General features: G+C 66.5%; 23 protein-coding genes and 1 pseudogene. 12 read left to right on the forward strand and 12 right to left on the reverse strand.

What is annotated here, in order from left to right; genetic code table 11:
• The 6 genes from Q0925_RS01825 to Q0925_RS01850 all read left to right on the forward strand — a co-directional run.
• Positions 1-894 (forward strand): PQQ-binding-like beta-propeller repeat protein (locus tag Q0925_RS01825; RefSeq protein WP_299331245.1); only part of this gene is annotated, 894 nt, incomplete at its 5' end.
• Positions 867-1262: a PQQ-binding-like beta-propeller repeat protein gene (locus tag Q0925_RS01830; protein ID WP_299331247.1), complete on the forward strand. Its 396-nt coding sequence runs from the start codon at positions 867-869 to the stop codon at positions 1260-1262. The genes Q0925_RS01825 and Q0925_RS01830, both read left to right, overlap by 28 nt.
• Before the next feature lie 90 nt (positions 1263-1352).
• Positions 1353-2228, forward strand: coding sequence for a CbiX/SirB N-terminal domain-containing protein (locus Q0925_RS01835; RefSeq protein WP_299331250.1), 876 nt, complete (start codon positions 1353-1355; stop codon positions 2226-2228).
• 1 nt (position 2229) lies between these two features.
• The gene (locus Q0925_RS01840; RefSeq protein ID WP_299331252.1) at positions 2230-3351 is read left to right on the forward strand and encodes a DR2241 family protein; all 1122 of its coding nucleotides are present in this window, start codon (positions 2230-2232) and stop codon (positions 3349-3351) included.
• Between the two features lie 656 nt (positions 3352-4007).
• The gene (locus Q0925_RS01845) at positions 4008-6245 is read left to right on the forward strand and encodes an alkaline phosphatase D family protein (RefSeq protein WP_299331254.1); all 2238 of its coding nucleotides are present in this window, start codon (positions 4008-4010) and stop codon (positions 6243-6245) included.
• 194 nt (positions 6246-6439) lie between these two features.
• Positions 6440-6913, forward strand: coding sequence for a redoxin domain-containing protein (locus Q0925_RS01850; RefSeq protein WP_299331255.1), 474 nt, complete (start codon positions 6440-6442; stop codon positions 6911-6913).
• A 25-nt stretch (positions 6914-6938) separates the two neighbouring features.
• Here Q0925_RS01850 and Q0925_RS01855 read toward each other — a convergent pair whose 3' ends face one another.
• Both Q0925_RS01855 and Q0925_RS01860 read right to left on the reverse strand, forming a co-directional pair.
• Positions 6939-7778 carry an ABC transporter permease gene (locus tag Q0925_RS01855; RefSeq protein WP_299331256.1) on the reverse strand — a complete coding sequence of 280 codons (840 nt, stop codon included), beginning with the start codon at positions 7776-7778 and terminating at the stop codon, positions 6939-6941.
• Positions 7775-8443, reverse strand: a complete 669-nt coding sequence (locus Q0925_RS01860) for an ABC transporter ATP-binding protein (protein ID WP_299331257.1) — start codon at positions 8441-8443, stop codon at positions 7775-7777. The genes Q0925_RS01855 and Q0925_RS01860 overlap by 4 nt, the downstream gene beginning before the upstream one ends.
• Positions 8444-8774: 331 nt before the next feature.
• Here Q0925_RS01860 and Q0925_RS01865 point away from each other — a divergent pair.
• Both Q0925_RS01865 and Q0925_RS01870 read left to right on the forward strand, forming a co-directional pair.
• Positions 8775-9221: pseudogene (locus Q0925_RS01865) on the forward strand (MFS transporter); the annotation flags it as partial.
• Between the two features lie 23 nt (positions 9222-9244).
• On the forward strand, positions 9245-9892 hold the full coding sequence (locus Q0925_RS01870; protein ID WP_299331258.1) for an MFS transporter: 648 nt from the start codon (positions 9245-9247) through the stop codon (positions 9890-9892).
• Here the strand turns inward: Q0925_RS01870 and Q0925_RS01875 are convergent.
• Positions 9889-10305, reverse strand: a complete 417-nt coding sequence (locus Q0925_RS01875) for a universal stress protein (RefSeq protein ID WP_299331260.1) — start codon at positions 10303-10305, stop codon at positions 9889-9891. The genes Q0925_RS01870 and Q0925_RS01875 overlap by 4 nt on opposite strands.
• Before the next feature lie 318 nt (positions 10306-10623).
• Here Q0925_RS01875 and Q0925_RS01880 point away from each other — a divergent pair, with 318 nt between their 5' ends.
• On the forward strand, positions 10624-12087 hold the full coding sequence (locus Q0925_RS01880) for an Nramp family divalent metal transporter (protein ID WP_299331262.1): 1464 nt from the start codon (positions 10624-10626) through the stop codon (positions 12085-12087).
• A gap of 234 nt (positions 12088-12321) precedes the next feature.
• On the opposite strand, the gene Q0925_RS01885 is transcribed toward Q0925_RS01880, so the two are convergent.
• Together Q0925_RS01885 and Q0925_RS01890 are read right to left on the reverse strand one after the other, a co-directional pair.
• Entirely contained in the window at positions 12322-13686 is a 1365-nt protein-coding gene (locus tag Q0925_RS01885) for a putative PEP-binding protein (protein ID WP_349254379.1), read from the reverse strand.
• Positions 13687-14679, reverse strand: a complete 993-nt coding sequence (locus tag Q0925_RS01890) for a type II glyceraldehyde-3-phosphate dehydrogenase (RefSeq protein ID WP_299331263.1) — start codon at positions 14677-14679, stop codon at positions 13687-13689. It lies immediately after the preceding gene.
• Positions 14680-14808: 129 nt separating this feature from the next.
• Here Q0925_RS01890 and Q0925_RS01895 point away from each other — a divergent pair, with 129 nt between their 5' ends.
• Both Q0925_RS01895 and Q0925_RS01900 read left to right on the forward strand, forming a co-directional pair.
• Positions 14809-15015: a hypothetical protein gene (locus Q0925_RS01895; RefSeq protein ID WP_299331265.1), complete on the forward strand. Its 207-nt coding sequence runs from the start codon at positions 14809-14811 to the stop codon at positions 15013-15015.
• A gap of 117 nt (positions 15016-15132) precedes the next feature.
• Complete coding sequence (locus Q0925_RS01900; protein WP_299331267.1) at positions 15133-15396, forward strand: hypothetical protein; 264 nt, start codon at positions 15133-15135, stop codon at positions 15394-15396.
• 8 nt (positions 15397-15404) lie between these two features.
• Here the strand turns inward: Q0925_RS01900 and Q0925_RS01905 are convergent, their stop codons facing one another.
• Complete coding sequence (locus tag Q0925_RS01905) at positions 15405-16127, reverse strand: glycosyltransferase family 2 protein (RefSeq protein WP_299331269.1); 723 nt, start codon at positions 16125-16127, stop codon at positions 15405-15407.
• Between the two features lie 76 nt (positions 16128-16203).
• On the opposite strand from Q0925_RS01905, the gene Q0925_RS01910 reads away from it, so the two are divergent.
• On the forward strand, positions 16204-16563 hold the full coding sequence (locus tag Q0925_RS01910) for a DUF7475 family protein (protein ID WP_299331270.1): 360 nt from the start codon (positions 16204-16206) through the stop codon (positions 16561-16563).
• On the opposite strand, the gene Q0925_RS01915 is transcribed toward Q0925_RS01910, so the two are convergent.
• The 6 genes from Q0925_RS01915 to Q0925_RS01940 all read right to left on the reverse strand — a co-directional run.
• Positions 16545-17588 (reverse strand): lysylphosphatidylglycerol synthase domain-containing protein, encoded by a 1044-nt coding sequence (locus tag Q0925_RS01915; RefSeq protein WP_299331272.1) that lies wholly within the window; start codon positions 17586-17588, stop codon positions 16545-16547. The genes Q0925_RS01910 and Q0925_RS01915 overlap by 19 nt on opposite strands.
• Positions 17585-18403, reverse strand: coding sequence for a class I SAM-dependent methyltransferase (locus Q0925_RS01920; RefSeq protein ID WP_299331276.1), 819 nt, complete (start codon positions 18401-18403; stop codon positions 17585-17587). Before Q0925_RS01920 ends, Q0925_RS01915 begins: the two co-directional genes overlap by 4 nt.
• Positions 18400-18780, reverse strand: coding sequence for a 6-pyruvoyl trahydropterin synthase family protein (locus Q0925_RS01925; protein ID WP_299331279.1), 381 nt, complete (start codon positions 18778-18780; stop codon positions 18400-18402). The genes Q0925_RS01920 and Q0925_RS01925 overlap by 4 nt, the downstream gene beginning before the upstream one ends.
• 43 nt (positions 18781-18823) lie before the next feature.
• A complete protein-coding gene (locus Q0925_RS01930) occupies positions 18824-19858 on the reverse strand; it encodes a zinc-dependent alcohol dehydrogenase (RefSeq protein WP_299331282.1) in 1035 nt (344 codons plus the stop codon).
• 20 nt (positions 19859-19878) lie between these two features.
• Positions 19879-20670 carry a CDP-alcohol phosphatidyltransferase family protein gene (locus tag Q0925_RS01935; protein ID WP_299331285.1) on the reverse strand — a complete coding sequence of 264 codons (792 nt, stop codon included), beginning with the start codon at positions 20668-20670 and terminating at the stop codon, positions 19879-19881.
• Positions 20667-22496, reverse strand: a 1830-nt coding sequence (locus tag Q0925_RS01940; RefSeq protein WP_299331288.1) for an aldo/keto reductase, incomplete at its 5' end; no start/stop codon positions are given. The genes Q0925_RS01935 and Q0925_RS01940, both read right to left, overlap by 4 nt.

Consider the following 22496-nt stretch of genomic DNA (forward strand, 5'->3'; position numbering starts at 1 on the left):
CCCGCACATACGGTACCCATGCCACCTCGTTCCCGACGTGGTGTTCTCGCCACCCTGGGTCTCGCCGCGAGCGTCGCTGGCTGTCTCGGTGCGCCCCGTCCCGACCCCGTCGACACCGACGGCCGTCCGGCGTCGACGGCCGCGGTGACCCAGTTCCGTGGCGGTCTCCGGCGGTTGGGTGCCCTCCCCGACGCGACGATTCCGACGGACCCGACCGTCGAGTGGGTCCGTCGCGACCTGAACACGGGCGACCACACGGCGGCGAAGGCCAGTCCCGTCCCAACGCCGGGCGGCGATATCGTCGCTCCCGGCGACACCGGCGAGGTCCGTCGGCTGACCCCGGAAGGCGACCGTGTCTGGACGGCCGCCGTCGAGGAGACGGCGAGGGGAATTCATGGCACCCCCGTTGTCGCCAACGGGACGGTGTACGTCGGCGCGTACGACGGCGCGCTCTATGCCTTTGACCTCGATACGGGCGAGCGAGTCTGGCGGCGACGCCTCGGCGACGCCATCGGGTCCAGTCCGGGATACCACGACGGGGTCGTCTACGTCGCCGTCGAGTACGACGACCCCAGCGGCGCGATGTTCGGCGTCGACGCGGTCACCGGCGACGTGGTGTGGGTGGATCGGCGACCGACCGATCACCCACACTCGACGTGTGCCATCGACCGCGACGCCGGCCGCCTCGTCGTCGGTGCGAACGACGGCGTTCTGTACGCGTGGACGTACCCCGACCTGACGGTCGCGTGGTCGGTTGCGACGGGCGGCGTCATAAAGGGACCGGTCGCGACGTTCGCCGGGAGCGCCGTCTTCGGGTCGTGGGACGGGTCGATCTATCGGGTCGACGTAGCCGATGGGACCGTGGAATGGACCGTCGACACAGCGGCCGGGTGATGTCCGGCCCGGCGGTCGGCCCCGAAGCGGAAACCGTCTACATCGGAAGCCACGATTCGCGGCTCTACGCCCTCGACGCCGAGACGGGGACGGAACGCTGGACGTTCGACACGGGCGGTCGGATCACCGGGTGTCCGACGGTCGTCGGGGACTGTCTCCTCGTCGGGTCCTACGACCGGTCCTGCTACGCCGTCGAGACGCGGAGCGGAGAGGCGGTCTGGGCTGTCGACGGCGTCGGCCACGTGACGAGTGCCCCCGCGGTCGTCGACGGCGCAGTGTATTTCACCGACCGGGCGTCCGATGCACACCTCTCGGGTGGGGACGGTCCGACCGGTGGGGTGTACAAGATCGGACCCGCAGACGGGTGAGGTCGGCGAGGGCGTGACGACACAAGCACAGACGAGCTACCCGCTACTCGGACGGAGGGCCTAAAACCCCGTCGTGCCTACGCCCCGCCGATGAGCGAGGCTCTGCTGATCGTCGCCCATGGCTCCCACCTCAACCCACAGTCGAGCACGCCCGCACAGGACCACGCCGACGCGCTCCGCGCCTCTGGTCGCTTCGACGAGATCCGAGAGGCGTACTGGAAGGAGGAACCGTCCTTTCGGAACGCGCTCCGGACGGTGACCGCCGACGAGGTGTACGTCGTTCCGTTGTTCGTTAGCGAGGGCTACTTCACCGAACAGGTCATTCCACGGGAACTCCGTCTCGACTTCGAGGCGGCGGACTGGGACTCCGACGGGACGAGCGCCGACCACACGACGCTCGAACCGACGGACGTCGACAAACGTGTCCACTACTGTGGCCCCGTCGGCACCCACGATGCGATGACCGACGTCATCGTTCGCCGGGCCGAGACGGTGACGAGCAACGACGATGTCGGCGCGGGCGTTGGCTTGGCGGTGGTCGGCCACGGCACCAAGCGAAACGAGAACTCCGCGAAGGCGATCCAGTACCACGCCGACCGGATTCGCGACCGCGACCGGTTCGACGAGGTCCGAGCGTTGTTCATGGACGAGGATCCCGAGGTCGACGACGTCACCGACCACTTCGAGAGCGACGACGTCGTGGTCGTCCCCCTGTTCATCGCCGACGGCTACCACACCCAAGAGGACATTCCGGAGGATATGGGTCTCACCGACGACGGCCGTGGTGGCTACGAGGTTCCGACCCGGATCGACGGCCACGACATCTGGTACGCCGGGGCCATCGGCACCGAACCGTTGATGGCCGACGTGGTACTCGAACGCGCGGCCGACGCGGGGGCCGACGTCGATGCCCCCGAAACCCCCGGCGACGGGGCGATCGACTCCGCCCGGGCCGACGGTGACTGAGATGTCCGGAACGACGGCCACCGACCCCGACCCCGACCCCGACCCGGCCGAGGCCCTGCGGACGGCCGCGGCCGACGGCGTCGACTTCGACGGGCTTGAGGCGACCCGCCACGACGACGGCTTCCACCTCGCCGTCCCCGATGCCAGCTACGACGACCTGTCGGCGTCGGCCTTTCTCGACGCCACACGCGGCCACGAGGCGTACGTCGAGAACTGGTTTTTCTGGCACCAGCACGCCCCACAGGACGACGCCTCGTGGGCCTTTCTCAGGTGGATCGAACGGCCCGACGACCCCGTCCCCGAGCGTTGCGAGCGACTCGCCGACGGGACCACACGCGAGTGGGGACAACTGCTGGTCGAGGCGCGGACCGACGAGGGCGGCCAACGGCGTTACGACCTCCGGCACGTCGACGACGCGGACGCGGACGTAGCCACCCTGTCGGTCCACACCGATCCTACCGACGCCCGCCGCATCCGCAAGACCGACGGAAACGGCCGGTACCGCCCGTTGTCGACGGCTCCCACACTGGCGCGTGGCTGGATCTTCGACGACCTCGACCCGACGGCTCTCGTCCGGGCGGTCGAGGGGTTCTACCCGGCGACGATCCAAAACTGGCATCGCGAACGGGCCGGTGATCTCGACGTGGCTCACTGGCACGAAACCATCTCCCGACAGACCGGCATCTACGGTGTTGTCCAGACGTGGGACCGCGGCGAGGGTCACGACCACGTGAACTGGGTCGCCGAGGCCTGTTGTGCCGACTCCCAGTGTCTCAAACGCCGGGAGTGGGAGTACGACGAGGAGACACCCCTCAATGTCCCCGGCGGCGACGGCGTCTTTCCGTGTCGCGAGCCGTGTTCGCTGGTGATCGCCACCGCACGCCGGTGGACCCGGATGGAGGCCGAGCAAGCCCGGACCTACGAGTTCGACCTCACGCCAAGCGAGAAAGCACAGATCGAGGCGATTATCGACGCCGTCGCGGACGGTCGGACCGACGAAATCCGCGAGGCCGACACGTCGGACGGCGCGAACCGCTACCGTGCGCGATATCTCCGCGCCAAGCGGTTCGACGACGCGGGCAACCTTTGTGGCGTCCCGACCGAGAACGACGAGGCGGAGTGACCACACCGACCGGAGCGTACTCCCGCCACGCCTCCGTACCGCCCCGCAAAATGGCTTCACAGCGTGCAGCCGACGTGACCCCGTTTATGACGATGGACGTGCTCGAACGGGCGAACGAACGCGACGACCTGATCCACCTGGAGGTCGGCGAACCCGACTTCTCGCCCCCGGACCGGGTGGTCGAAACGGCCGTGGCGCCGCTGCGGGCGGGCAACACGGACTACACCGCGGCACGGGGGAAGCCGGCGCTCCGACGCGCCATCGCCGCCCGTTATGACCGCGTATGCCGTGTCGGGCGACGACGAGTCCTGCCCATGCGGTCAGGAACACCCCCGACATCGCGGGGGACGGTCCCTCGGAACCATTCGGGCCGTCTCCTTTGTTTTTCCAGTTCCGTCTCGTGTCCCGTCGCGGCGGGCCGACCACATCCGTCCACCCGCCGGCGAGTGAGACACGACCGGCCCGTGCGTCCCCCGGCACAGCGGTTCCGTGACCCGCTCGAAGCGTTACTGACCATCTTATAATCGTCTCACCGTTTTGTTTGCTACGTACTATCTTTTTAACGCCCGGTACGGGTATCCCTCGGGCGGCAACCGTGGGCCATGATAAATAACAGAATTATAAAAATTCTATATTTCGAACCTGAACCGCTACCTGTGAACCCGGAATCCCCCCCGGATCCGAATCCGACGGCACAGAATCGACGGCAGTTCCTGCAACGAACCGGCGTCGCGTCCACCGCGGCGGCGCTCGGTCTCTCCGGCCGGTCGACGGCCGCAATCGGCGAAAATGGTCAGTTCGAAACGAACCCGTTCACCCTCGGCGTCGCATCCGGCGACCCGCTTCCGAACTCGGTTATCCTGTGGACGCGACTCGCGCCCGACCCGCTCACCGTCGGCGGCGGCATGCCCGACCAATCCGTCGAGGTCGCCTGGACCGTCGCTACCGACGAGGCGATGAGCGACACCGTCACCTCCGGCACCGCCACCGCCGAGACCGCAACCGCACATACCATCCACGTGAACGCGGGTGATCTCGACCCCAACACGGAGTATTATTACCGGTTCGAGGCCGGCGGTGCGACGAGTCCAGTCGGTCGGACCAAAACCGCCCCCGACCCCGGGAGCACGGTCGACGAGTTCCGATTTGGCTTTGCGTCGTGTCAGTCCTGGCCCGCAGGCTTTTACACCGCCTTCGAGTATATGGCACAGGACGAACTCGACCTGATCGTCCACCTCGGTGACTATATTTATGAGTACGGCGTCGGCGCGAACGGCGGCGAACGCGGCAAGTCGATTCCACAGCCGTTCCGCGAGGAGACGGTGACCCTCGACCGGTACCGGATTCAGTACGGGCTGTACAAGTCGGCCCCGGGCCTGAAAAAGGCACACGCGAGCGCTCCATGGCTGATCACGCGTGATGACCACGAGGTCGACAACAACTGGGCCGACGAGGTGCCACAGGATCCAGATAAACAGACCACAGAAGCGCTTCTCAAACGCCGTGCCGCGGCGTTTAAAGCCTACTACGAGCATATGCCGTTCCGGCTAGAGCAGAAGCCAAACGGCCCGGATCAGAAACTGTATCGCAACTACACCTTCGGCGATATAGCGGAGTTCAACGTTCTCGACACCCGACAGTACCGGACCGACCAGGCCTGTAACGACGCCTTTGCGGTCTCGGACTGTCAGGAGCGGTTCGCCGAGGACCGAACCATTCTCGGCGAGAACCAGAAGGCGTGGCTGCTTGAGAATCTCGAATCCTCCGAGGCAACGTGGGACGTTCTCGCAAACCAGTTGCCCATCGCTCGGATGGATTTCAAACCGAAGATGACCGGCGAACAGGAGGAGGGCTTCCGTATGGACCAGTGGGACGGCTACGTCGCCGACCAGCGAGCGGTGTTCAAAACGTTCGAGGAGTCCGTCCGCAACCCGGTCGTCGTCACCGGTGACTTCCACCGTAGCTGGGCGAACGATCTTATCAGCGCGAAGAAAAACTCCGATTCGGTGATCGGTACCGAGTTTGTCGGCACCTCGATCAGTTCCTTCGGCGACGGAACGGATATGGACGACTTCGGTCGACAGGTCATCGCCGACAATGACAACGTCAGGTACTACAACGGCAAGCGGGGGTACACCCGTTGTACGCTCACCCCCGAGAGGTGGGAGACCGAGTTCCGTGTCGTTGAGTACGTCACCGAACCCGACGCGCCGGTCCGCACCGACGCGACGTTTACCGTTCTCGACGGCGAACCAGGACTCCAGCCTCAGCCTCCGACCGTCGCCGCCGAATCGGTCGCGGTCGGTAACGGCGCGACCGCCGAACTCGGTCTCTCGGCGCGGTGGCTATCGGAGGGGCTTTCGGGTGGAACGGTCACCCTCTCGTTTTCCGACCCGGCGGTTGCCGAGTTCACCCGTGCGACGGTTGGCGACGCATTCGGCATCAGTGAGACGAGCGTCGCGTCCGACGGCTCCGCCGTCACCGTCCGCTTTGCCGACCTCGATACAACCGTTCAGTCTGTTCTCGGCGGAACGGACGTTCCCCTCGCTACGCTGTCCGTCCGCGGCGACGCCACCGGGACGACCGACGTGACGGTGACGGTTGAGCGCTTGGACGACGACACGGGAGCCACCCCCAAGACCGACACGGACAAAGGTGTCCTGATCGTCGGCCCGCCGTCGCTTACCGGCGCCGATGCCCCCACCGACCTCGACAACGACGGCCTGTACGAGGACATCAATGGGAACGGCCGCCTCGACTACGAGGATATCCAGATTCTGTTCAACAAGTTCGACGCCGACAGCGTGACGCTGAACAAGTCCGCCTACGACTTCAACGAGAACGGCAAACTCGACTTCGATGACATCGTTGACCTCTTCGATCAGGTGAACTGAACCCATCCCGAGTATTTTTTTGCCCGCCTCGCGGGAGCCACCCTGATAACGGTCGCGGGAAAGACGAGCGACGGCGGACGGCTCTCCGACGCATCGACCCGTTCCATTATCACTGGTGCCCCGTTCTTGTCCCGACCCGATCCGACCCGAGACCGGTGGATGCCTTTATATCCTCAGCTCACCTTTTTTCGGGTATGGTATCCACCGGAGACTCCGCACCCACATTCACCGCGACGCGTGGCACGGCCGATCACGAATCATTCGACCTCGCGGCGCACATCGGCGATGGGCCACTCGTTCTCGCCTTTTTCCCCGGTTCCTTCACACCGCCCTGTCGCAGCGAGTTGATCACGTTCCAAGACCGACTTGACGAGTTCGAGGCCGCCGGCGCGACCGTTCTCGGCGTGAGCGCCGACTCGCCGTTCTCGCAGGGGGCGTTCCGCGAGGAGAACGGCATCGAGTTCGACCTCGTGAGCGATATGGGTGGTGAGGCCATCGGGGCCTACGACGTGGAAATCGACATTCCCGACTTCGGTCTCCACGGCATCGCCAACCGCGCCGTCTTTGTCGTCGACGACGACGGCGTCGTTACGTACAGTTGGGTGGCCGACGACCCGACAAACGAACCCGACTACGACGAGATCCTCGACGCGGTCGAGGCGGCCTGAGTCCGTCGGTCCCACCCCGCTCCGGCTACCGATTTATCACCGACCGAAGCGCCGCCACCAGCGTCGCGTCCGTGGCGTCGAACCGTCGGAGCTGGGCGGCGTCGGTGAACGCCGCCCGGCCGAGGAGATGGCTGGCCGTCATGCTTGTCAGCCCTCCGGCGGCGAAGATCATGCCCATGATGACGAACTGGTACTCGGCGGCGTAGATGGGGTTGGCCCCGCCGAGGATCATCCCCGCCATCATCCCCGGAATGTACACGAGGCCGAGCGTTCGCATCGCGTCGACGACGGGGATGAGCGACGCTCGGACGGACTCGGTGACGAACTCGGAGACGGCACGTTCCGGTGGGATGCCGAGTGCGAGTACCGCCTCGATCTCCGCCCTGTTCGCCTCGATCTCTCCCTGAAACCGGTCCAACACCAGCGAGTTGGTCTTCATGGCGTTTGCGATGATCATTCCCCCGACCGGGACGAGGTTGCGGACGGTCCGTTCGATGGCCCCGGCCGCGACCATCGTCACGATAACGACGGCGGAGCCAACGCCGAGCGAGACGACCGAGATTCGAAAGGCGTTCGGGACACGATCACCTCGCTTGCGCGACTCCCAGGCCGCATAGCCGACCATCGCCGCGAGCAGGAGTCCGGAGTACGACAGCGGGATGGTAAAAAGGGCGCCGATCAGCGCCCCCATCGCCACCACCTGTACGAACCCACGGACGAACGAGCCGCCGAGTTCACGTTCCAGATCCAGGTCGCGAAGCGAGGAAAGCCCGATCACGACCGCCGCGAGCGCCGACGCGGCCGCCACCTGCAACAGTCCCCTGACGACGACGGGGTCGGTGAGCCGATCGGGGAGCGCGCTCACGTCATCACCTCCCGTGGCGACCCGACCTTGACGATCCGGCCGTCGGCGAAGCGGGCCACGCGGTCGGCCAGTCGCTCGGCCTGTCGCTCATCGTGTGTGACGAGAATGACCGTCCGTCGACCGGTTGCAAGCAGGTCGGTCAGCAGGCGTTCGATCGCCGTCTCGGACGCCTCGTCAAGACTCGCGGTCGGTTCGTCGAGGAGAAGCACCTCCGGATCGTTGGTCACCGTCCGTGCGATGGCGACGCGTTGTGCCTCGCCGCCGGACAGATCGCTCGCCGGCCGGTCGGCGTACCCCGACAACCCCATGTCGTCGAGGAGCCGTTCGACGCGGCCCTCGTCGACCGCTTCGCCCCGAAGCCGTGGGCCAACGGTAACGTTCTCGCGGACGGTCCCGTCCCGCAGCGCCGGGTTCTGTGGCACCATCCCAACCCGTTTGCGGAGCCGTTCCGGCGGCATCGTCCGGTAGTCGGTGCCGTCGAGAAACACCGTGCCGCCGGTCGGCTCGTCGAGTCGGTTGAGCAACCGGAGAAACGACGACTTGCCCGCTCCCGAGGGACCGACGATGGCGACGGTTTCTCCGGTCTCGACGGCGAGCGACGCCTCGTCGACGATCCGCTTGCCGTCGCGTTCGAACTCCAACTCGTCTGCGCGAAGTTTCGTCATGGTGGCATCTCCGGACGTATCCGTATCGGTCCTAACACCCCACCCCGCATCAACGTTCGCCCCCGGCAAACCGAAGCGACAAACGGACACACCGCCGGCGACTCCGGACACGGCGCCGGAGACCGGCGGTATCGTCGGCGACGCAGCCAAGCGGTGACGGCCGTCCGCCACCCTCGATTTCCGCGAGGCAAACCGTAACAAGCCCGACGGGTGACGTATCGCCGTGGCCGACTACGACGCCTCCAACGAGGTTAGCGACCGCGGGCTCTCGCTCGTCCCGTGGCGTTCGACCACCCTCTATGTCGTTCTCGCGTGTTCGCTCATGGGTGTGATGGGCGTTTCGCTTGTCAGTCCTGTTCTCCCCGATCTACGCCCCGTTTTCGGTGTGAGCGACGCACAGGTCGGGCTGGTGATCACGGCGTACACCCTCCCAGGGGTGTTCGTCACCCCCTTCGTCGGCCTCGTTGCCGACCGGGTCGGCCGACGGCGGGTGATCGTCCCCCTGCTCTTTTTGTTTGCGGCCGCCGGGGCCGGCGTCGCCGTCGCACGGACGTTCACCGAGGTCATCGCGCTTCGTTTTCTGCAGGGTGTCGGTGCGAGCGCGCTCATCACCCTCGCCGTGACGCTGATCGGCGACATCTACGAGGGATCCCGCCGCGACGCCGTGATGGGACTGAACGGCAGCACCATCGGCACCGGCGCGGCGTTCTACCCGCTTCTCGGCGGTGCGCTCGCCGGCATCCGGTGGAGCGCCCCCTTCCTTTTTTCGGGCTGGGTGCCGTTGTCGGTGTCTTCGCACTCGTGGCACTGGGGGACACCGACGCCGACCCCTCGACCGACATCCGGACGTATCTTGGTCGACTCCGGGCCGTCGCCGTGTTGCCCGAGGCGGTTGCGATATTCGTCGCGTTGTTTGCCGCCTTCTTCGTGTTCTACGGGGCCGTCCTCACGGCGATGCCCCTCCTTCTAAGCGACGCGTTCGGTCTCGGATCGGGTCGGATCGGCGCGACGCTGTCGACCGTCGCCGTCGCGAGCGCGGCCGTCTCCTCACAGTACGGCCGCATCTCCGAGTGGCAGACGCCGTCGGAACTCGTCGCCCTCGGCTTTGTCGCCTACGGCGCTGGCCTTCTCGCGGCCCGCATCGCTCCGTCGCCGGCCGCCGTCGCCGCGGCGTTGCTGGTGTTTGGCGTCGGCTTCGGGATCGTGATGCCCTCTATCGACACCGCCGTCGTTACCCTCGTCGACGACGACCTCCGTGCCGGCGTGATGGGGTTGCGGACCAGCATGCTCCGCCTCGGCCAGACACTCGGTCCCGTCGGCTTCACCGTTACCGCCGACCTCGTCTTCTCGACGACCGTCGTCGGCTACCGCGTTCTGCTCGTTGTCACCGGCGTCGCGGCGACTCTTGGCGGCGTCGGCTGTTACCTCCTTCTCTCCCTGTGGCGCTAGTTTTCCTCGCGTTTCTGCTCGACCGTCACCACGGGCACCTCGGCGTTTGCCAGAATCAGCTTTGAGACGCTCCCAAGCAGGATCTTCCCCAGTTTCGTCTTCTTGCGCGATCCGATGGTGATGTAATCGGGGTCGATCTCCTCGGCCACCTGCAGGATGTGGTTCGCCGTCCGTCCGGTCGGCAGGTCTCGGCGGGTCTGTTCGGGCATGATCCGCAGGTCGATGCCCTCTAGACTCCCGGTGACCGACGTGACGATGTCGGTGATCTCCTCCCGTGCTGCGTCCTCGTCGCTGTCCTCTGGCACGACATGTAGAATAACCAACTCCATGTCCATGTTCGTCGCGAGGTCGTGCGCCGTCTCAACAACGCGCTTACACCCGGGGTCTCTGTCAATGGCTGTCAGTATCACCATACTATCAGTAGTTCCTCACAATAATTAAAACAGTACCGACCGCGTCATTCGTTACTCCCTCTTAGGCCGCCTCGACTCCGTCTCCCGATCCGCCACGTGTATTACCGTCCTAAGTGTGTATAAGGAACATTCCACACATGATAAACCATGCAAAAAGTGCTCCTTTCCCCGGTTTATACATTCATCACTATCTTTCACCGTATCGAACATGGGGCAGCAATCATGTCGACTTGCTTTCGCGTCGGGGTTCCTCGACGCGACGGGATGCACCGACAACCATCGGTCGTGTGAAACCACCTCCGCGCAGGGTGATCGAAGATGAGCACGGAACCGGTCGATTCAGCGACGGGGACAGCCGAGGCGACTGCCATGGGTGGAGAGACGGCCACCGATGCCCGGATCTCCGAACCACCGTCGACGTTGAAGGAGTTTTTCAGTTACATGGGACCGGCGTGGGTGTTCACCGCCTCACAGATCGGTGGCGGGGAGGCGCTCAGTGTCCCCGTCGGCGGGGCGTACCTCGGGATGAACGCCATCTGGCTCATCCCGTTGATCACCTTCACGAAGATCTTCGGTCAGTACTACCTCGTCCGCTACGGGGTGATGAGCGGCGAGACGTTCCTTGATGCGTTGTACAGACAGCCAAAGTGGCTGAAATGGATCTTCTACTACGTGTTCCTCGGCGGACTGGTGTACGCCATCGGACTCTCCGGCCACCTCGGAGAGACCGCCGGCGCCGCACAGACACTCGTTCCCGTCGGCTCCGTCGGCGCACTCAACGGCACCGGGTTCTGGATGATCGCCACGGTGCTTCTCGGCCTCGGCGTCGTTCTTCTGCGCTCGTACGGTCTCATCGAGAAGATATCGACGGTGCTGCTGTGGGTGTTCCTCATTATGATCGCCTCCGTTTCCCTTCTCACCGCAGACCAGTGGGCCGGTGGCCTCGCGAGCGGCCTGATCCCGACCGTCCCCGGCTACGTCGACGGGCTCGGGGTCGGCGGCCTCGCCTTTGTCGCGACGATGTTCGGTTGGATCGGCGCCGGGTTCGGCCCGACCGTCTCCTACGTCTGGTTCGCGAAGGACAAGGTCATGGGCATGTTCGAACCCAAGGCCAACGGCGTCGAAATCTCGAAGGAGGATCTCACCGACGAGGAGATCAAACGCCTCAAAGGCTGGGGCGACATCGTTCTCTGGCAGAACATCGTCTCGTCGGTCATTCTGGCCGTCTTCTCCTTTTTCATGTGGACGGCCGCAGCCGCGACTCTGCACGGCACCGAAATCGTCGAATCGGGTGACCTCGGTGGCTTCGAGGTCATCCCGCAGATGGCGACCATCTTCACCAGCGTCTACGGCGAGTGGTCGGCCGGCATCTTCCTGTTGTCGGTGATGGCCGCGCTGTTCTCGACGCTGATCGGCCCGCTGTACGGCATGTCCCGGCTCTGGGAGGACGCCTTCGCCGTCCACGGCTTCTTCGACAAGTACGACATCACGCGTGACACGGTGTTCCGTTCCACCGTCGTTCTGTTCGCTATCATTCCGCTCGCGCTGAACCTCGTTATCGAGGCGCCGCTCTTCCTCTTTGCCCTCTCGGGCATCATCTTCGCCCCCGCGGTTGGCCTGATGTACCTCGCCGCGCTGTACATGTCCTACACCGACATCGACCAGCCCGGCTTGGCACCGTTGCGGCCGTGGGCGGTCGCGCTCGCGTTGTTCGCCGCCGCCGCGCTCATCGGCACCGCGGCATACCAAATCTACCCGACGATCCTGGACCTCATCGGGTAGGCTCGACCCGACCGTCGTCGACCGTCACGCTCGATCCGTTTTTTCTCGTTTTCCGACCGCTCGGTAGTCACGCTCAACCGACGTGACGGCCACGCGCCGCGCTCTTTTCCGTACGGCCGTTGTCACACACTCCTAAGACGTGTGCTGTCGGCCCGCCCGCTATCGTGGCGTGGCGCTGTCACCGCTCACCGGAGGCAACGACGTGACCGTCCGCGGAAAAAAAGAACCGACCGACTAGATCTGTGGGTCGGCGTCGTCGAGGGTCTCCCGCGCGGAGTCGAGCAGGAGTTTTCGCTCGGCGCGGGCAACGACCCGGCGCACCTCGGGCACGGCGTCGATGTTCGACGACAGCGACGAGATGCCCTTCTCGACGAGGAACTTCGCCATGTCGGGGTGGGACCCGGACTGGCCCGTGATGGTGGTGTCGACGTCGTTCTCGTTGCACGCCTCGATAACCTCCGCCATCGCCTCAAGGATGGTGGGGTGGAAGTCGTCGAAGCGGTCGGCAACCATCGCGTTGTTGCGGTCGACCGCGAGGAAAAACTGGACGATGTCGTTCGTTCCCAGCGCGACGAAGTCGATTCCCTCGTCGATGATCTCGTCGATGCTCCGGATGCTGGCCGGCGTCTCGATCATCGCACCCCAGTCGTGTTTCGTCCGGTCGATACCGACCTCGTCCATCAACTCCCGTGCCCGGCGTACGTCCTCCGCGTCGTTGGGGAGCGGGAACATGACCTCGACGTTGTCATAGCCCATGTCGTGGAGGCGCTTGAACGCGCGGAGTTCGAGTTTGACCATCTCCGGTTCCTTGAGACTGCGGCGGATGCCGCGGTAGCCGAGCATCGGGTTGTGCTCGTGGGGTTCGTTCTCCCCGCCTTCCAGTTCCGCGAGTTCGTCCGTCGGCGCGTCGAGGGTTCGGGCACGGACCGGCCGCGGGTAGAACGCCTCCGCGACCTTCCGGATCTCCTCGGAGATTTCCTCGACGAAGGCCTCCTCGCCGTGGTCGGCGACGTACTTCTCCGGCGTCTTGCTCGTCGAGAGCAGAATATGCTCCAAGCGGAGCAGGCCAACCCCGTCCGCGCCGGTGTCTGCGGCACGCTGTGCGGCGTCGGGGATCGAGACGTTCACCTTCACCTCCGTCGCCGTCGTGGGCGCGCCGCCGGTGGTAGCCGCTCTGGCACCGTCCGGGTCGGCGTCCTCGGTGTCGTCGATGTCCGCCTCCGCGACGACGACTGTCCCCTTCTGGCCGTCGAGCGTGATCCGCTGGCCATCGTGAAGCACGTCCGTCGCGTCGCCCGTGCCGACGATGGCCGGCACACCGAGTTCCCGGGAGACGATGGCCGCGTGGGAGGTCATTCCCCCCTCGTCCGTGATGATTCCCGCCGACCGCTTCATCGCCGGCACCATATCGGGCGCGGTCATCTCCGTGACGATCACGTCGCCCTCGTCGATCCGGTCGGCCTCGTCGATATCCTCGATGATCTTCACCGGACCGGTTGCCACCCCGGGACTCGACCCGTAGCCGTCGACCAGTTCCGCGCCCGCATCGGACGTCTCGTCGTCGGCCGCCTCGCTCGTCATGTCGCCTGCGGTGGTCATCTAAACGTCACCGATGCCCATGACCTCGTTTGTCTTCTCGATGCTTTCCGTCGCGTCCGCCGTCTCGGTCATCGCGCGGATGGCGTCGATGCTTTCGGGAACCACGTCGCTCTCGCGGTGGATCGCTTGGAACAGGTGGAGTTGGTCGTTCTCGATGGTGATCGAGTCCTCGAAGAGTTGGTTCTCGTAGAGATTCATCCGGTCGCGCCCACGGTCGAGCGCGAACTCCTGAAGATCCCACCCCGAGGAGATGTCGAGGTCGCCGTCGATGACGTGGATGCGCGACTGTGAGGCGAACAGCTCCGCGACCTCCTCGGCGTTTGGCTCGGCGTCGAGTTCCACGTTGATGCCGTGGAAGTGGTGCCGGACCGTCGGCGCTTTCATCCCCATCGTCGTGATCTGCCCGATTTCGGGGATCACCTCGAGTGCGTCCGGACCGTGATGGGAGGGCATCGTGACGGGGTCGGCCGAGATGACGGCGTGTTCGCCGCGACACCGGACCAGCGTGATGCTCGACCGCTCGACGCCGTACTCCTCGACGAGCGGCGCGAACATCCGGTTCAGTCCGGTCGTGTTACAGGAGACGACCCGGACGTAATCTTTGCCCAACGTGTCGGAGTAGTTGGCGCGTGCGGTGAAACTCTCCTCGACGATGTCCGCGCTCTCGCCACCTTGGAAAATGGCGGGTGTGTCGTGTTCCTCGTAGACGGGTCGATACTCCGCGCCCATCCCCGCAGGGGTCGCGTCGACGATGATGTCTCCGTCGTCGATCAGGTCGTGAATATCGCCCGCGACCGCCATCCCCACGCCGTCGAAACGGTCGTGGCGTCCCTCTGGAACGTAGATGTTGAAGCCCCGTTCGGCCGCCGCGTCGGCCGTGTGGTTCGGACTCGCCTTTCCGATGCCCACCAACTCCATGTCGGGCATCGAGTCTACCGCGTCAGCAACTCGCTTACCGATGGTGCCGTAGCCGTTGACGCCTACGCGTATCATATGGCAACTTGACCGTTACTATATATAATGCCGGCGGATATCCACAGGTTTTGCATGATCTTTCGTTTTTAAGTTCCACCCCAACCGAGGGCCGGTGTCAGCGTCGGCGTCGTCCGCCGTCCCCCACCCATGGTCAATCCGAAACAACAGGTCTCCGGGCGCGGCATCCGTGTCTTGGGGTTGTTCGTCCTCGTCTATCTCGTCATTGGATCGTACATGTACTTTTATATGGATCTCCCGACCGTCGCGTACGCCGGCTATGGCGTTCTCAGTTGGCTCGTGGGTATGCTGTTGTTCTACCGCCTCCACAAGTCGTATATGGCCGATTTCGGCTGACCGACACGTCACTCCTCGGGGCGCATGTCGACGGAGTCACAATGTCGTTCTGTCCGGATTTATGATTTAGAATGCGGAAAATATTGCGACAAGCATAACCCCACCCAGCCCATAGATATGATGACTCCAATGGTTACCTCTTACGACCCCAGCGACGCCCCAAGCGACTCGATATCGGACGGTACGCCTCCGGAACCACGGGTGACTCTCGGCGTCGTGATGTTCGTCACGGCGCTCATCCCGATCGTCGCAGTACAGTATCTCACGCCGGAACTCGCGGGCAAACTCCTGACGGCGATGATCCCGTTGTTGTTGTTCGCCGCCCTCCGAACGTCCATCACGCCGTACACGGTGTTCGAGTCCGTGGGTCGGCGTCGATAACAGCCGCGTCAGTCCTCTTTTAACGCCCCCCGACACTCCCCGCGTAGCCGTCGCACGAGCGCGTGCCGGAGTCGTTGGACCGGTTGGGTGAGTCCCGCCGCCCGCGCCGCCCGGTAGAGCCGCCGCGCCACCGTCCTGTTCATAACCGCGTCGTACCGTTGTGGGTACTCCTCCCGTAACCGCCGCTCCAACGCCGGGTCGATGGCCGTTCGGGGCACCGACGGATGACACATCCGGAACGACTCCTCGAACCGGCAGTGACCCTCGGCGTCGCGTTCCAGCCGCCAGCCGAACTCCACGTCCTCGCCCCACTCGGCGAACGCCGACCGAAACCCACCCACGTCGAGTGCGGCCGTCCGTCGGACGGCCAGGTTACAGCCGACGTACTGTCGCGGGCCGAAGCTCCGACAGCCGCCGTACACCGGCCCTTCGAGACAGACCAGATCGGTGTCGGCACCGAACGCCTCGTGTGCCGTCGCCAGCCAGTCGGCTGGCGGTCTGGTGTCGTCGTCGGTCAGCGCGACCACCTCGGCGTCCGCCGCGTCGAGTCCCCGGTTGCGCGCGGCCGACCGGTCGATCGAGCCGTCGTCGACGAGGATGACCTCGTATGGAGCGTCGAACGACTGCGCCGCCAGACACGCCATCGTCGGTTCGTGATCGTACGCCGGCACCGACGGCACGACGACGGATATCGCGGGGTCCGCCGCCCGCCGTACGTACTCGATGCCCATGGTATTTCGACACCCGGGTGATGGATAAGTCCCCGCCCGGTGATTTTACCATGTCCGTCCGCTAATATGTACTACGATGTCGTTCACCTCCACGTCGGAGACGGCGTCGCTCACGACCCTCCACCGGGTCGGCATCGCCCTCGCCGCCATCACAGGGGTGATCCACCTCGCCTTCGGCGCTCTCGCCATCGACACCGCACAGGGTATTAGCTTCGTTCTCGCGGGGATCGCCTTCTTCGTGGCCGCCGGCCTCGTCGTGGTTGACTACCGGCGTCGGCTCATCTATCTCGTCGGTATTCCGTTCACCGCCGTCCAGATCGTTCTCTACTTCTACCTGAACTGGCCGAACGTGATCAGCCCGCTCGGTATCGGCGATAAGGTGGTCCAAACCGGACTGATCGCCATTCTCGTTGTTCTTTATCGTCGGGAGTCCTGACCGTCGCTCGCCACGACGAGCGCCACGGCGGCGGCGCCACCCCCGAGCGTCGGGAGCCAGAACGCCGCGGCACGGTACAACAGGGCCGCGGCCGCGGCGACCGGGACGTCCACACCGCCAACGGCGACGATGAGGCCGGTCAACAACGCCTCCGCGCTCGCGGTCCCCCCCGGAGTCGGGGAGAGCCCGGCTACCCTCGCCGCCGGAACCACCACCACCACCGCCGCCGGTGGGAGGGTAGCGTCGAACGCCGCGAGCGCGAGCCAGAGCGTCGCCGCCACCGCGAGATGGCCGCCGCCGCCGAGAAGAAACACCGCGGCGAGCAGCCGCCGGCTTCCCGTGACGCGTTCGAGCGCCGCCACGAACCCCCGACCCCGCTCAACAACGGCGTCGGGATCGGGGGGATCGACCCGTGGGATCGCCCCGCCGATCCGAGCGAGTCGGTCGCCGAGTCCCCTCCCGACACGGACGACGAGACGCTCCCGTCGCCGCCACGCGAGCCCCGCCACGACGCCAACGGCGGCCGTCGACACGACTGTTACCCCGACGACGACGGGCGTTCTCACCCCCGCGGCGGTGCCGAAAAGCGCCCCGGACCCGACGACACCGAGACCGACGACTGCAACGGTGTTGGCCGCGCTCACGCTCACGACCGCGGCGAACCCTCGCTCGAACGCCGTCTGCCCGACCCGTGCCACCAGCGCGCCGCTCACGGGGTCGCCGCCCGCCTGTCCGAACGGCGTGACGTTGTTGAGAAATCCCGACGCCGCGAACAACGCCACAGCGGTCGGGAGGGTCGCCGCCACATCCAACCGGTGGAGAACCAGATAAAGGGCTACGCCCCACAACACGATCGGTACCGCGCCGAGAACGGCAAGCGCGACGGCCTCGCCCGGTCCGACCCGACCGAGAACGGTCCCGACCGCGTCGACGCCGACCGCCCGGAGATAGAGCAGGAGGCCACCGACGGCCACGAACGCCCACAGCGCCGTCCGCCCGCGCCGTCCGGCCACCCCATCGCTCACGGCACCCGGTAGCAGACGTCGTACCCGTGGGCGACGTAGCTCAGGGTCCCCTCGGCCAGTTGCTGCCGGCGCGTTTCGAGCCACTCGTCGACGCCCGGACCGTCGACGGCCGACTCGATGAACTCCAGAATCGTCGCGAGAAAGTACCGTTCGTCGTTGGGGTAGTCCCCACCACGAGGGCGGACCACCCAGTCCGACGCCCCGACCGCAAGCAGGTCGCCGTCACGCTCACAACACCGGTCGAGCAGGTGGCGGCCGGCACGGGTGTCCCGCCCCGGCCGGTTGTCGATGTCGTCGTGGTACGCCGCGACGACGCGGTCGTCGGCCGGGTGGTCGGGTTGGAAGATGGTCTCGCCGTCGAAGGTGATCGGTGCGTACACCAGTCCGCCGGGGTCGAGCGCCGTTTCGAACGCGTCGAGTGCGTCGTCGATCGGAACGAGGTCGAGAACCGACTGTGCGACGACCAGATCGGCCCTGTCGGTCCCGAACGCCTCGAGGGCGTCCCCCTGGTCGAAGCGGACGGTCAGGTCGCCGACACGGAACCCGTTCTCGGTCGGTGTCCCGTCGAGTTCGGCGCACCGGCGCTCGCGCGCGACCTCGATAATACCGGCATCACGGTCGACACCGTGGTACTCGCCGGCGGTCACACCCCAGTCGAGCAGACGGGGGACGGTGACGCCGGTGCCGGCACCGGCCTCCAGCACCCGTGGGGAAGCGGGGAGTTCGTCGCGAAGACGGTCCCGGACCCGGCGGTTCAGCGCTCGGTCGTCGACGGTGCGTTTCGACTCCAGGTACCGCCCGTCGGCGTGGTTCATCGGAGCGACCGCTCGTGGCTGGCCCAGGCGTCGTCGTCCTCGTGGATCCGGACCGTCAACGCCGTCGCCCCCGCTGTGGGCACCGCCTCGACGAACCGGTCGCCGAACAGCCGAGCGAAATGTTCGACGCTGGGGTTCAACCCCTCGAACTCCGGCAGATCGTTCAACAACGCGTCGCGGTACCGCGCCTCGAGGTCGTCGAGCGCCGCGTTGACGGCGTCGATATCGGCCACGTAGCCGTACTCGTTCAACTCAGGGGCGGTGAGTCGGACGTCGACACCGAATCGGTGGCTGTGGACCTCACCCTCCGGGCCGGGGTTGGGGACGGTGAGAAAGTGCTGGGCAATAAAATCCCGAGAGACCGAGAGCCGGTACATGCCCCCCCATTTGCAACGAACCGTCTTATATTCACGGCCGATGCTACTCGTATGTGAGCAACACCTGCACCGCGTTCTCCGGGCCGTCGTCGAGAAGTCGGTAGGCCTCCGGGGCGTTCTCGAACGCCACGCGGTGGGTGATGACCTCGTCGGCGTCGACATCGCGGAGGCGCCTCCACGCCACGCCGAGGCGGCGGTCTTTCGTCCACCGCCCTCGGAGGTCCGGCGCGAGCGTGCTCACCTGACTCGACGACACGTCGATCCGGTTCCGGTGAAAGAAGCCGCCGAGGTCGGTTTCGGCCCGCTTGCGGCCGTACCACGACCCGACGACGATGCGGCCGTCGTACCCCACGACATCGATCGCGTCGTCGAGGGTTTCCGGCACCCCCGACAGTTCGTACGCCAGATCCGCCCCGGGCGGGTCACCCTGGTCGCCGATACCCGCCGCACGGTCGGGGTGGACCGTCTCGTCGGCACCGAGGCGGTCGGCGATCCGTCGCCGGCACGCGACGGGTTCCACGACCGTGAGCCGTTCCAGCGGAAACGACGCGAGGGCGCTCGTGGTGAGGAGGCCGACCGTCCCCGCCCCCAGAACGACGACCCGCTCGCCGATCCGCGGTCGCCCGTCCATAACGAGGGTTGCCGCCGTCTCGGCGGTCGGGAGAAGCGCCGCCGTCTCCGCCCCCATCCCCTCGGGAACCGGAATCAGTTCGTCGGGCGTCGCGGTAAAGTGGCTCTCGTGGGGCGTAAAGGCGAACACCCGGCGGCCGCGCCACCGGTCGTCGACGCCCGCTCCGATCGCGACCACCTCCCCGACCGTCGCGTAACCGTACTTCAACGGATACGTGAGGTCGCCGTCGAGGGCGTCGATGGTCTCGTCGGCGGCGAGGTTTCGGGGCATCTCACCCCGATAAATCAGCAGTTCGGTGCCCGAACTCACCGCCGAGACGCTCGATTCGACGAGCACCTCCTCGGGACCGGGATCCGGGCGGCGCTCGCGTTCGACGCTGACTGTTCGGGGGCCGACAAAGTGGAGTGACCGCCGGTCGGCCCCGGCGTCCTCGACGCTCCCTGTCACGGTTTCCGTAGCGTCGCCCCTCACTTCATACTGCCGCCGTCCGGCTGCCCCGTCTCGCCGCCCATCCGTCCGAGTCGCCCCGTCACCGACAGATAGTCACGGACGAACGTCGCGAGCGATGGGACGGCGACGACGACACTCGCCGGATGAACCACCGCCGTGGGAAGCGCCGGCGCGAGCGCGACGGTAATAAACCCCATCTGGAGCGCCGCCAGGGGGCGTCGAATCCGGCTCTCCGGCAGGTCACCGACGGGACGTCCACACCGCTCCCGCCACGCGAGTCCCGCACGATAGACGTACCGCGCGGCCGACAACGAGAGGTAGACGGCCGGAAGCCGTCCCCAGACGACACCGACAAGCGGCGCGACCAGAAATCCCAGCGTGTCGAAGGCCAGATCGAGTCGCGCCCCGAGGTCGGTCGTTCGGCCGAGCCGCTGGGCGAGACGGCCGTCGAGATAGTCGAGAACAACCCCCGTTCCGTAACACGCCGCGGGTGCCCACCGCACCACCGGGGTCGTCGGCGCCACAACCAGAAAGCCCGCCGTCGCGGCGTACAGACCGCCGCGGGTCAGCGTAACGAGGTTCGGGGGCGCGAACGCCGCCGCCGCCCGCCCAGGGGTAAGGTGGTAGGCCACGAAGCCGACCTCTGCCGCAAACACCGCGCCGGCGACGAGGAGCCACCAGTCCGCCGCGGCGTGTCCCGCCGCCTCCGCCACGAGCGCCCGTCCGCCGACGGCCGCACACAGACCGATCGCGGCGAGGATCGTCACCGCCGCAATCCGTCGCTGCCGGCGGACCTGTTCCCGGCTCATCGCTCGAATTCGGGGTCCTCGAGCGCCGTCAACCGCTCCTGTGCCGTGTCGTCGAGGCGACAGCCCGCGGCGGCGAGGTTCTCGACAGCGTGGTCGGGATCGGTGCTCGACGGGATGGGGACGACGCCGCGGCCGATGTTCCACGCGAGAACGGCCGTCGACGGCGAGACGCCCGCCTCGGCGGCCACCTCGCGGACGACAGGGTCGTCGAGAAGGCCCGGAGCAGACAACGGCGAGTGAGCGACGACCCGAATCCCGCGCTCGTGACACCAGTCGATCAACCCGGTTCGGGGGCGGTACGGGTGACACTCCACCTGCACCACTGCTGGGGGGACACGCGCGAACGCGACGACACGAGCGAGCGTCTCCAGATCGACGTTACAAAGCCCGAGCGACGCGGCCAGCCCCCGGTCGTAGACGGCCTCCATGCCCCGCCACGTCGATTCGAGGCTCACCTCCGCTGTCGCCCGGTCGCCGTCGTCGGTTTCGGGAAAGGTGAGCGCCTCCTGTTTTTCAACGGGCAACGCTGCGAGCCGGCGCAAAGGTCCGGTGTACGCCCACGACTCCGGCCAGTGGACCAGATAACAGTCCAACGCGTCGACCCCGAGGTCAGCAAGCGTCGTCTCACAGGCTTCGACGACGTGGCCGTGGTTGGTGTTCCACACCTTGCTCGCGAGAAAGAGGGCGTCCCGCTCGGGACTTCCGGGGTCGTCGAGTACCTCGCCGATCCGCGCCTCGTTGCCGTAGAGTTCAGCCGAGTCGAGAAAGCGGTAGCCGGCATCGAGCGCCATCGCGACCGACTCCCGGCGGTCGACGTACGTCCCGTCGCGGTAACGCGAACAGCCGAACCCGACCGGCGGGAGTCGGACGGCGGCATCGGGCGGGCCGGCGACCTCATTGTCGTTGTCGCCGCCGTCTCCCTCGGTGCGCCCCCACGCCAAGCGCGTCCCGCCCGGTGTCGGCACGCCATGGGCGTCGACACCGACGCTCCCGCCCGTTTCGGCGGCCCGTTCGACGGCGTTGCAGACGGCGACGAGGTGGGCTCCCCGCCGGGCCGACTCGTGGTCGATCGCCCCCCGTCGGACGCTCGCGGCCAGACGCTCCGGTCCCGCGAGGTACGGCGTCCGCTCCGGCGGGTGGTCGAGTGGGTTCGGGGTGTACGATCGCCCCTCGCGGCCGACGGAAACGGCGTGCCCGTCGCGCTCGCCCCCCACGTCGCCGGCGTCGTCGAGGTAACAGGAGCCGTCGTCGCCGTGGAGTTCGAGGCTGGTGAACTCGCGGCTCCGGTGTGGGGCGTAGAAACTCGCCGTCAGCCGGACGAGCGGGCCGTTTGCCATCCCGAGCGTCGCTTCGACGTGGCTCGGCCGGTCGGGCGACCGTGACTCGCGGTTGGGCCACGGGTCGGCGGCGTCGGCGCTCCGCACCCGGTCGACGGGACCGAACCACGCGACCAGCAGGTTCAGCGGGTAGACCGCACCGTCGTACAACGGGCCGACCCGGAGAAACGATCCGGGGTCGTCGTGCCACGCCGTCACCCGACCGACGTGGGCGTGGGCGTACGCCAGCCCGACCCGGCCGAGACGGCCGTCGTCGACCGCCCGCCGGGCGAGGCGTTGGGCCTCACAACGGTTGTTGATCGGCGCACAGGCCAGTCCCAGCCCCCGCCGTTCGGCCAAGGCAACGAGGGCAGCCGCCCGGTCGGCGTCGAGCGCGAGCGGTTTCTCCGACCAGACGTGTCGGCCCGCACGGAGCGCCTGCTCGGTCACGTCGGCGTGGGCCCCGTGGCTGGTGAGGTTCACGACCAGCGGCGCGTCCGTGGCGTCGAG

It is taken from the genome of Haloplanus sp. (assembly GCF_028275055.1).
Taxonomy (GTDB): Archaea; Halobacteriota; Halobacteria; order Halobacteriales; family Haloferacaceae; genus Haloplanus.

Excerpts from the sequence above, each read along its gene's own strand:
- Q0925_RS01900 (WP_299331267.1), top strand. The coding sequence starts at position 15,133 with ATGATGACTCCAATGGTTACCTCTTACGACCCCAGCGACGCCCCAAGC.
- Q0925_RS01925 (WP_299331279.1), bottom strand. The coding sequence starts at position 18,780 with ATGTACCGGCTCTCGGTCTCTCGGGATTTTATTGCCCAGCACTTTCTC.
- Q0925_RS01885 (WP_349254379.1), bottom strand. The coding sequence starts at position 13,686 with ATGACCACCGCAGGCGACATGACGAGCGAGGCGGCCGACGACGAGACG.
- Q0925_RS01935 (WP_299331285.1), bottom strand. The coding sequence starts at position 20,670 with ATGAGCCGGGAACAGGTCCGCCGGCAGCGACGGATTGCGGCGGTGACG.
- Q0925_RS01860 (WP_299331257.1), bottom strand. The coding sequence starts at position 8,443 with ATGACGAAACTTCGCGCAGACGAGTTGGAGTTCGAACGCGACGGCAAG.
- Q0925_RS01880 (WP_299331262.1), top strand. The coding sequence starts at position 10,624 with ATGAGCACGGAACCGGTCGATTCAGCGACGGGGACAGCCGAGGCGACT.
- Q0925_RS01875 (WP_299331260.1), bottom strand. The coding sequence starts at position 10,305 with ATGGTGATACTGACAGCCATTGACAGAGACCCCGGGTGTAAGCGCGTT.
- Q0925_RS01905 (WP_299331269.1), bottom strand. The coding sequence starts at position 16,127 with ATGGGCATCGAGTACGTACGGCGGGCGGCGGACCCCGCGATATCCGTC.
- Q0925_RS01835 (WP_299331250.1), top strand. The coding sequence starts at position 1,353 with ATGAGCGAGGCTCTGCTGATCGTCGCCCATGGCTCCCACCTCAACCCA.
- Q0925_RS01850 (WP_299331255.1), top strand. The coding sequence starts at position 6,440 with ATGGTATCCACCGGAGACTCCGCACCCACATTCACCGCGACGCGTGGC.
- Q0925_RS01920 (WP_299331276.1), bottom strand. The coding sequence starts at position 18,403 with ATGAACCACGCCGACGGGCGGTACCTGGAGTCGAAACGCACCGTCGAC.
- Q0925_RS01910 (WP_299331270.1), top strand. The coding sequence starts at position 16,204 with ATGTCGTTCACCTCCACGTCGGAGACGGCGTCGCTCACGACCCTCCAC.
- Q0925_RS01890 (WP_299331263.1), bottom strand. The coding sequence starts at position 14,679 with ATGATACGCGTAGGCGTCAACGGCTACGGCACCATCGGTAAGCGAGTT.
- Q0925_RS01840 (WP_299331252.1), top strand. The coding sequence starts at position 2,230 with ATGTCCGGAACGACGGCCACCGACCCCGACCCCGACCCCGACCCGGCC.
- Q0925_RS01830 (WP_299331247.1), top strand. The coding sequence starts at position 867 with ATGGACCGTCGACACAGCGGCCGGGTGATGTCCGGCCCGGCGGTCGGC.
- Q0925_RS01895 (WP_299331265.1), top strand. The coding sequence starts at position 14,809 with ATGGTCAATCCGAAACAACAGGTCTCCGGGCGCGGCATCCGTGTCTTG.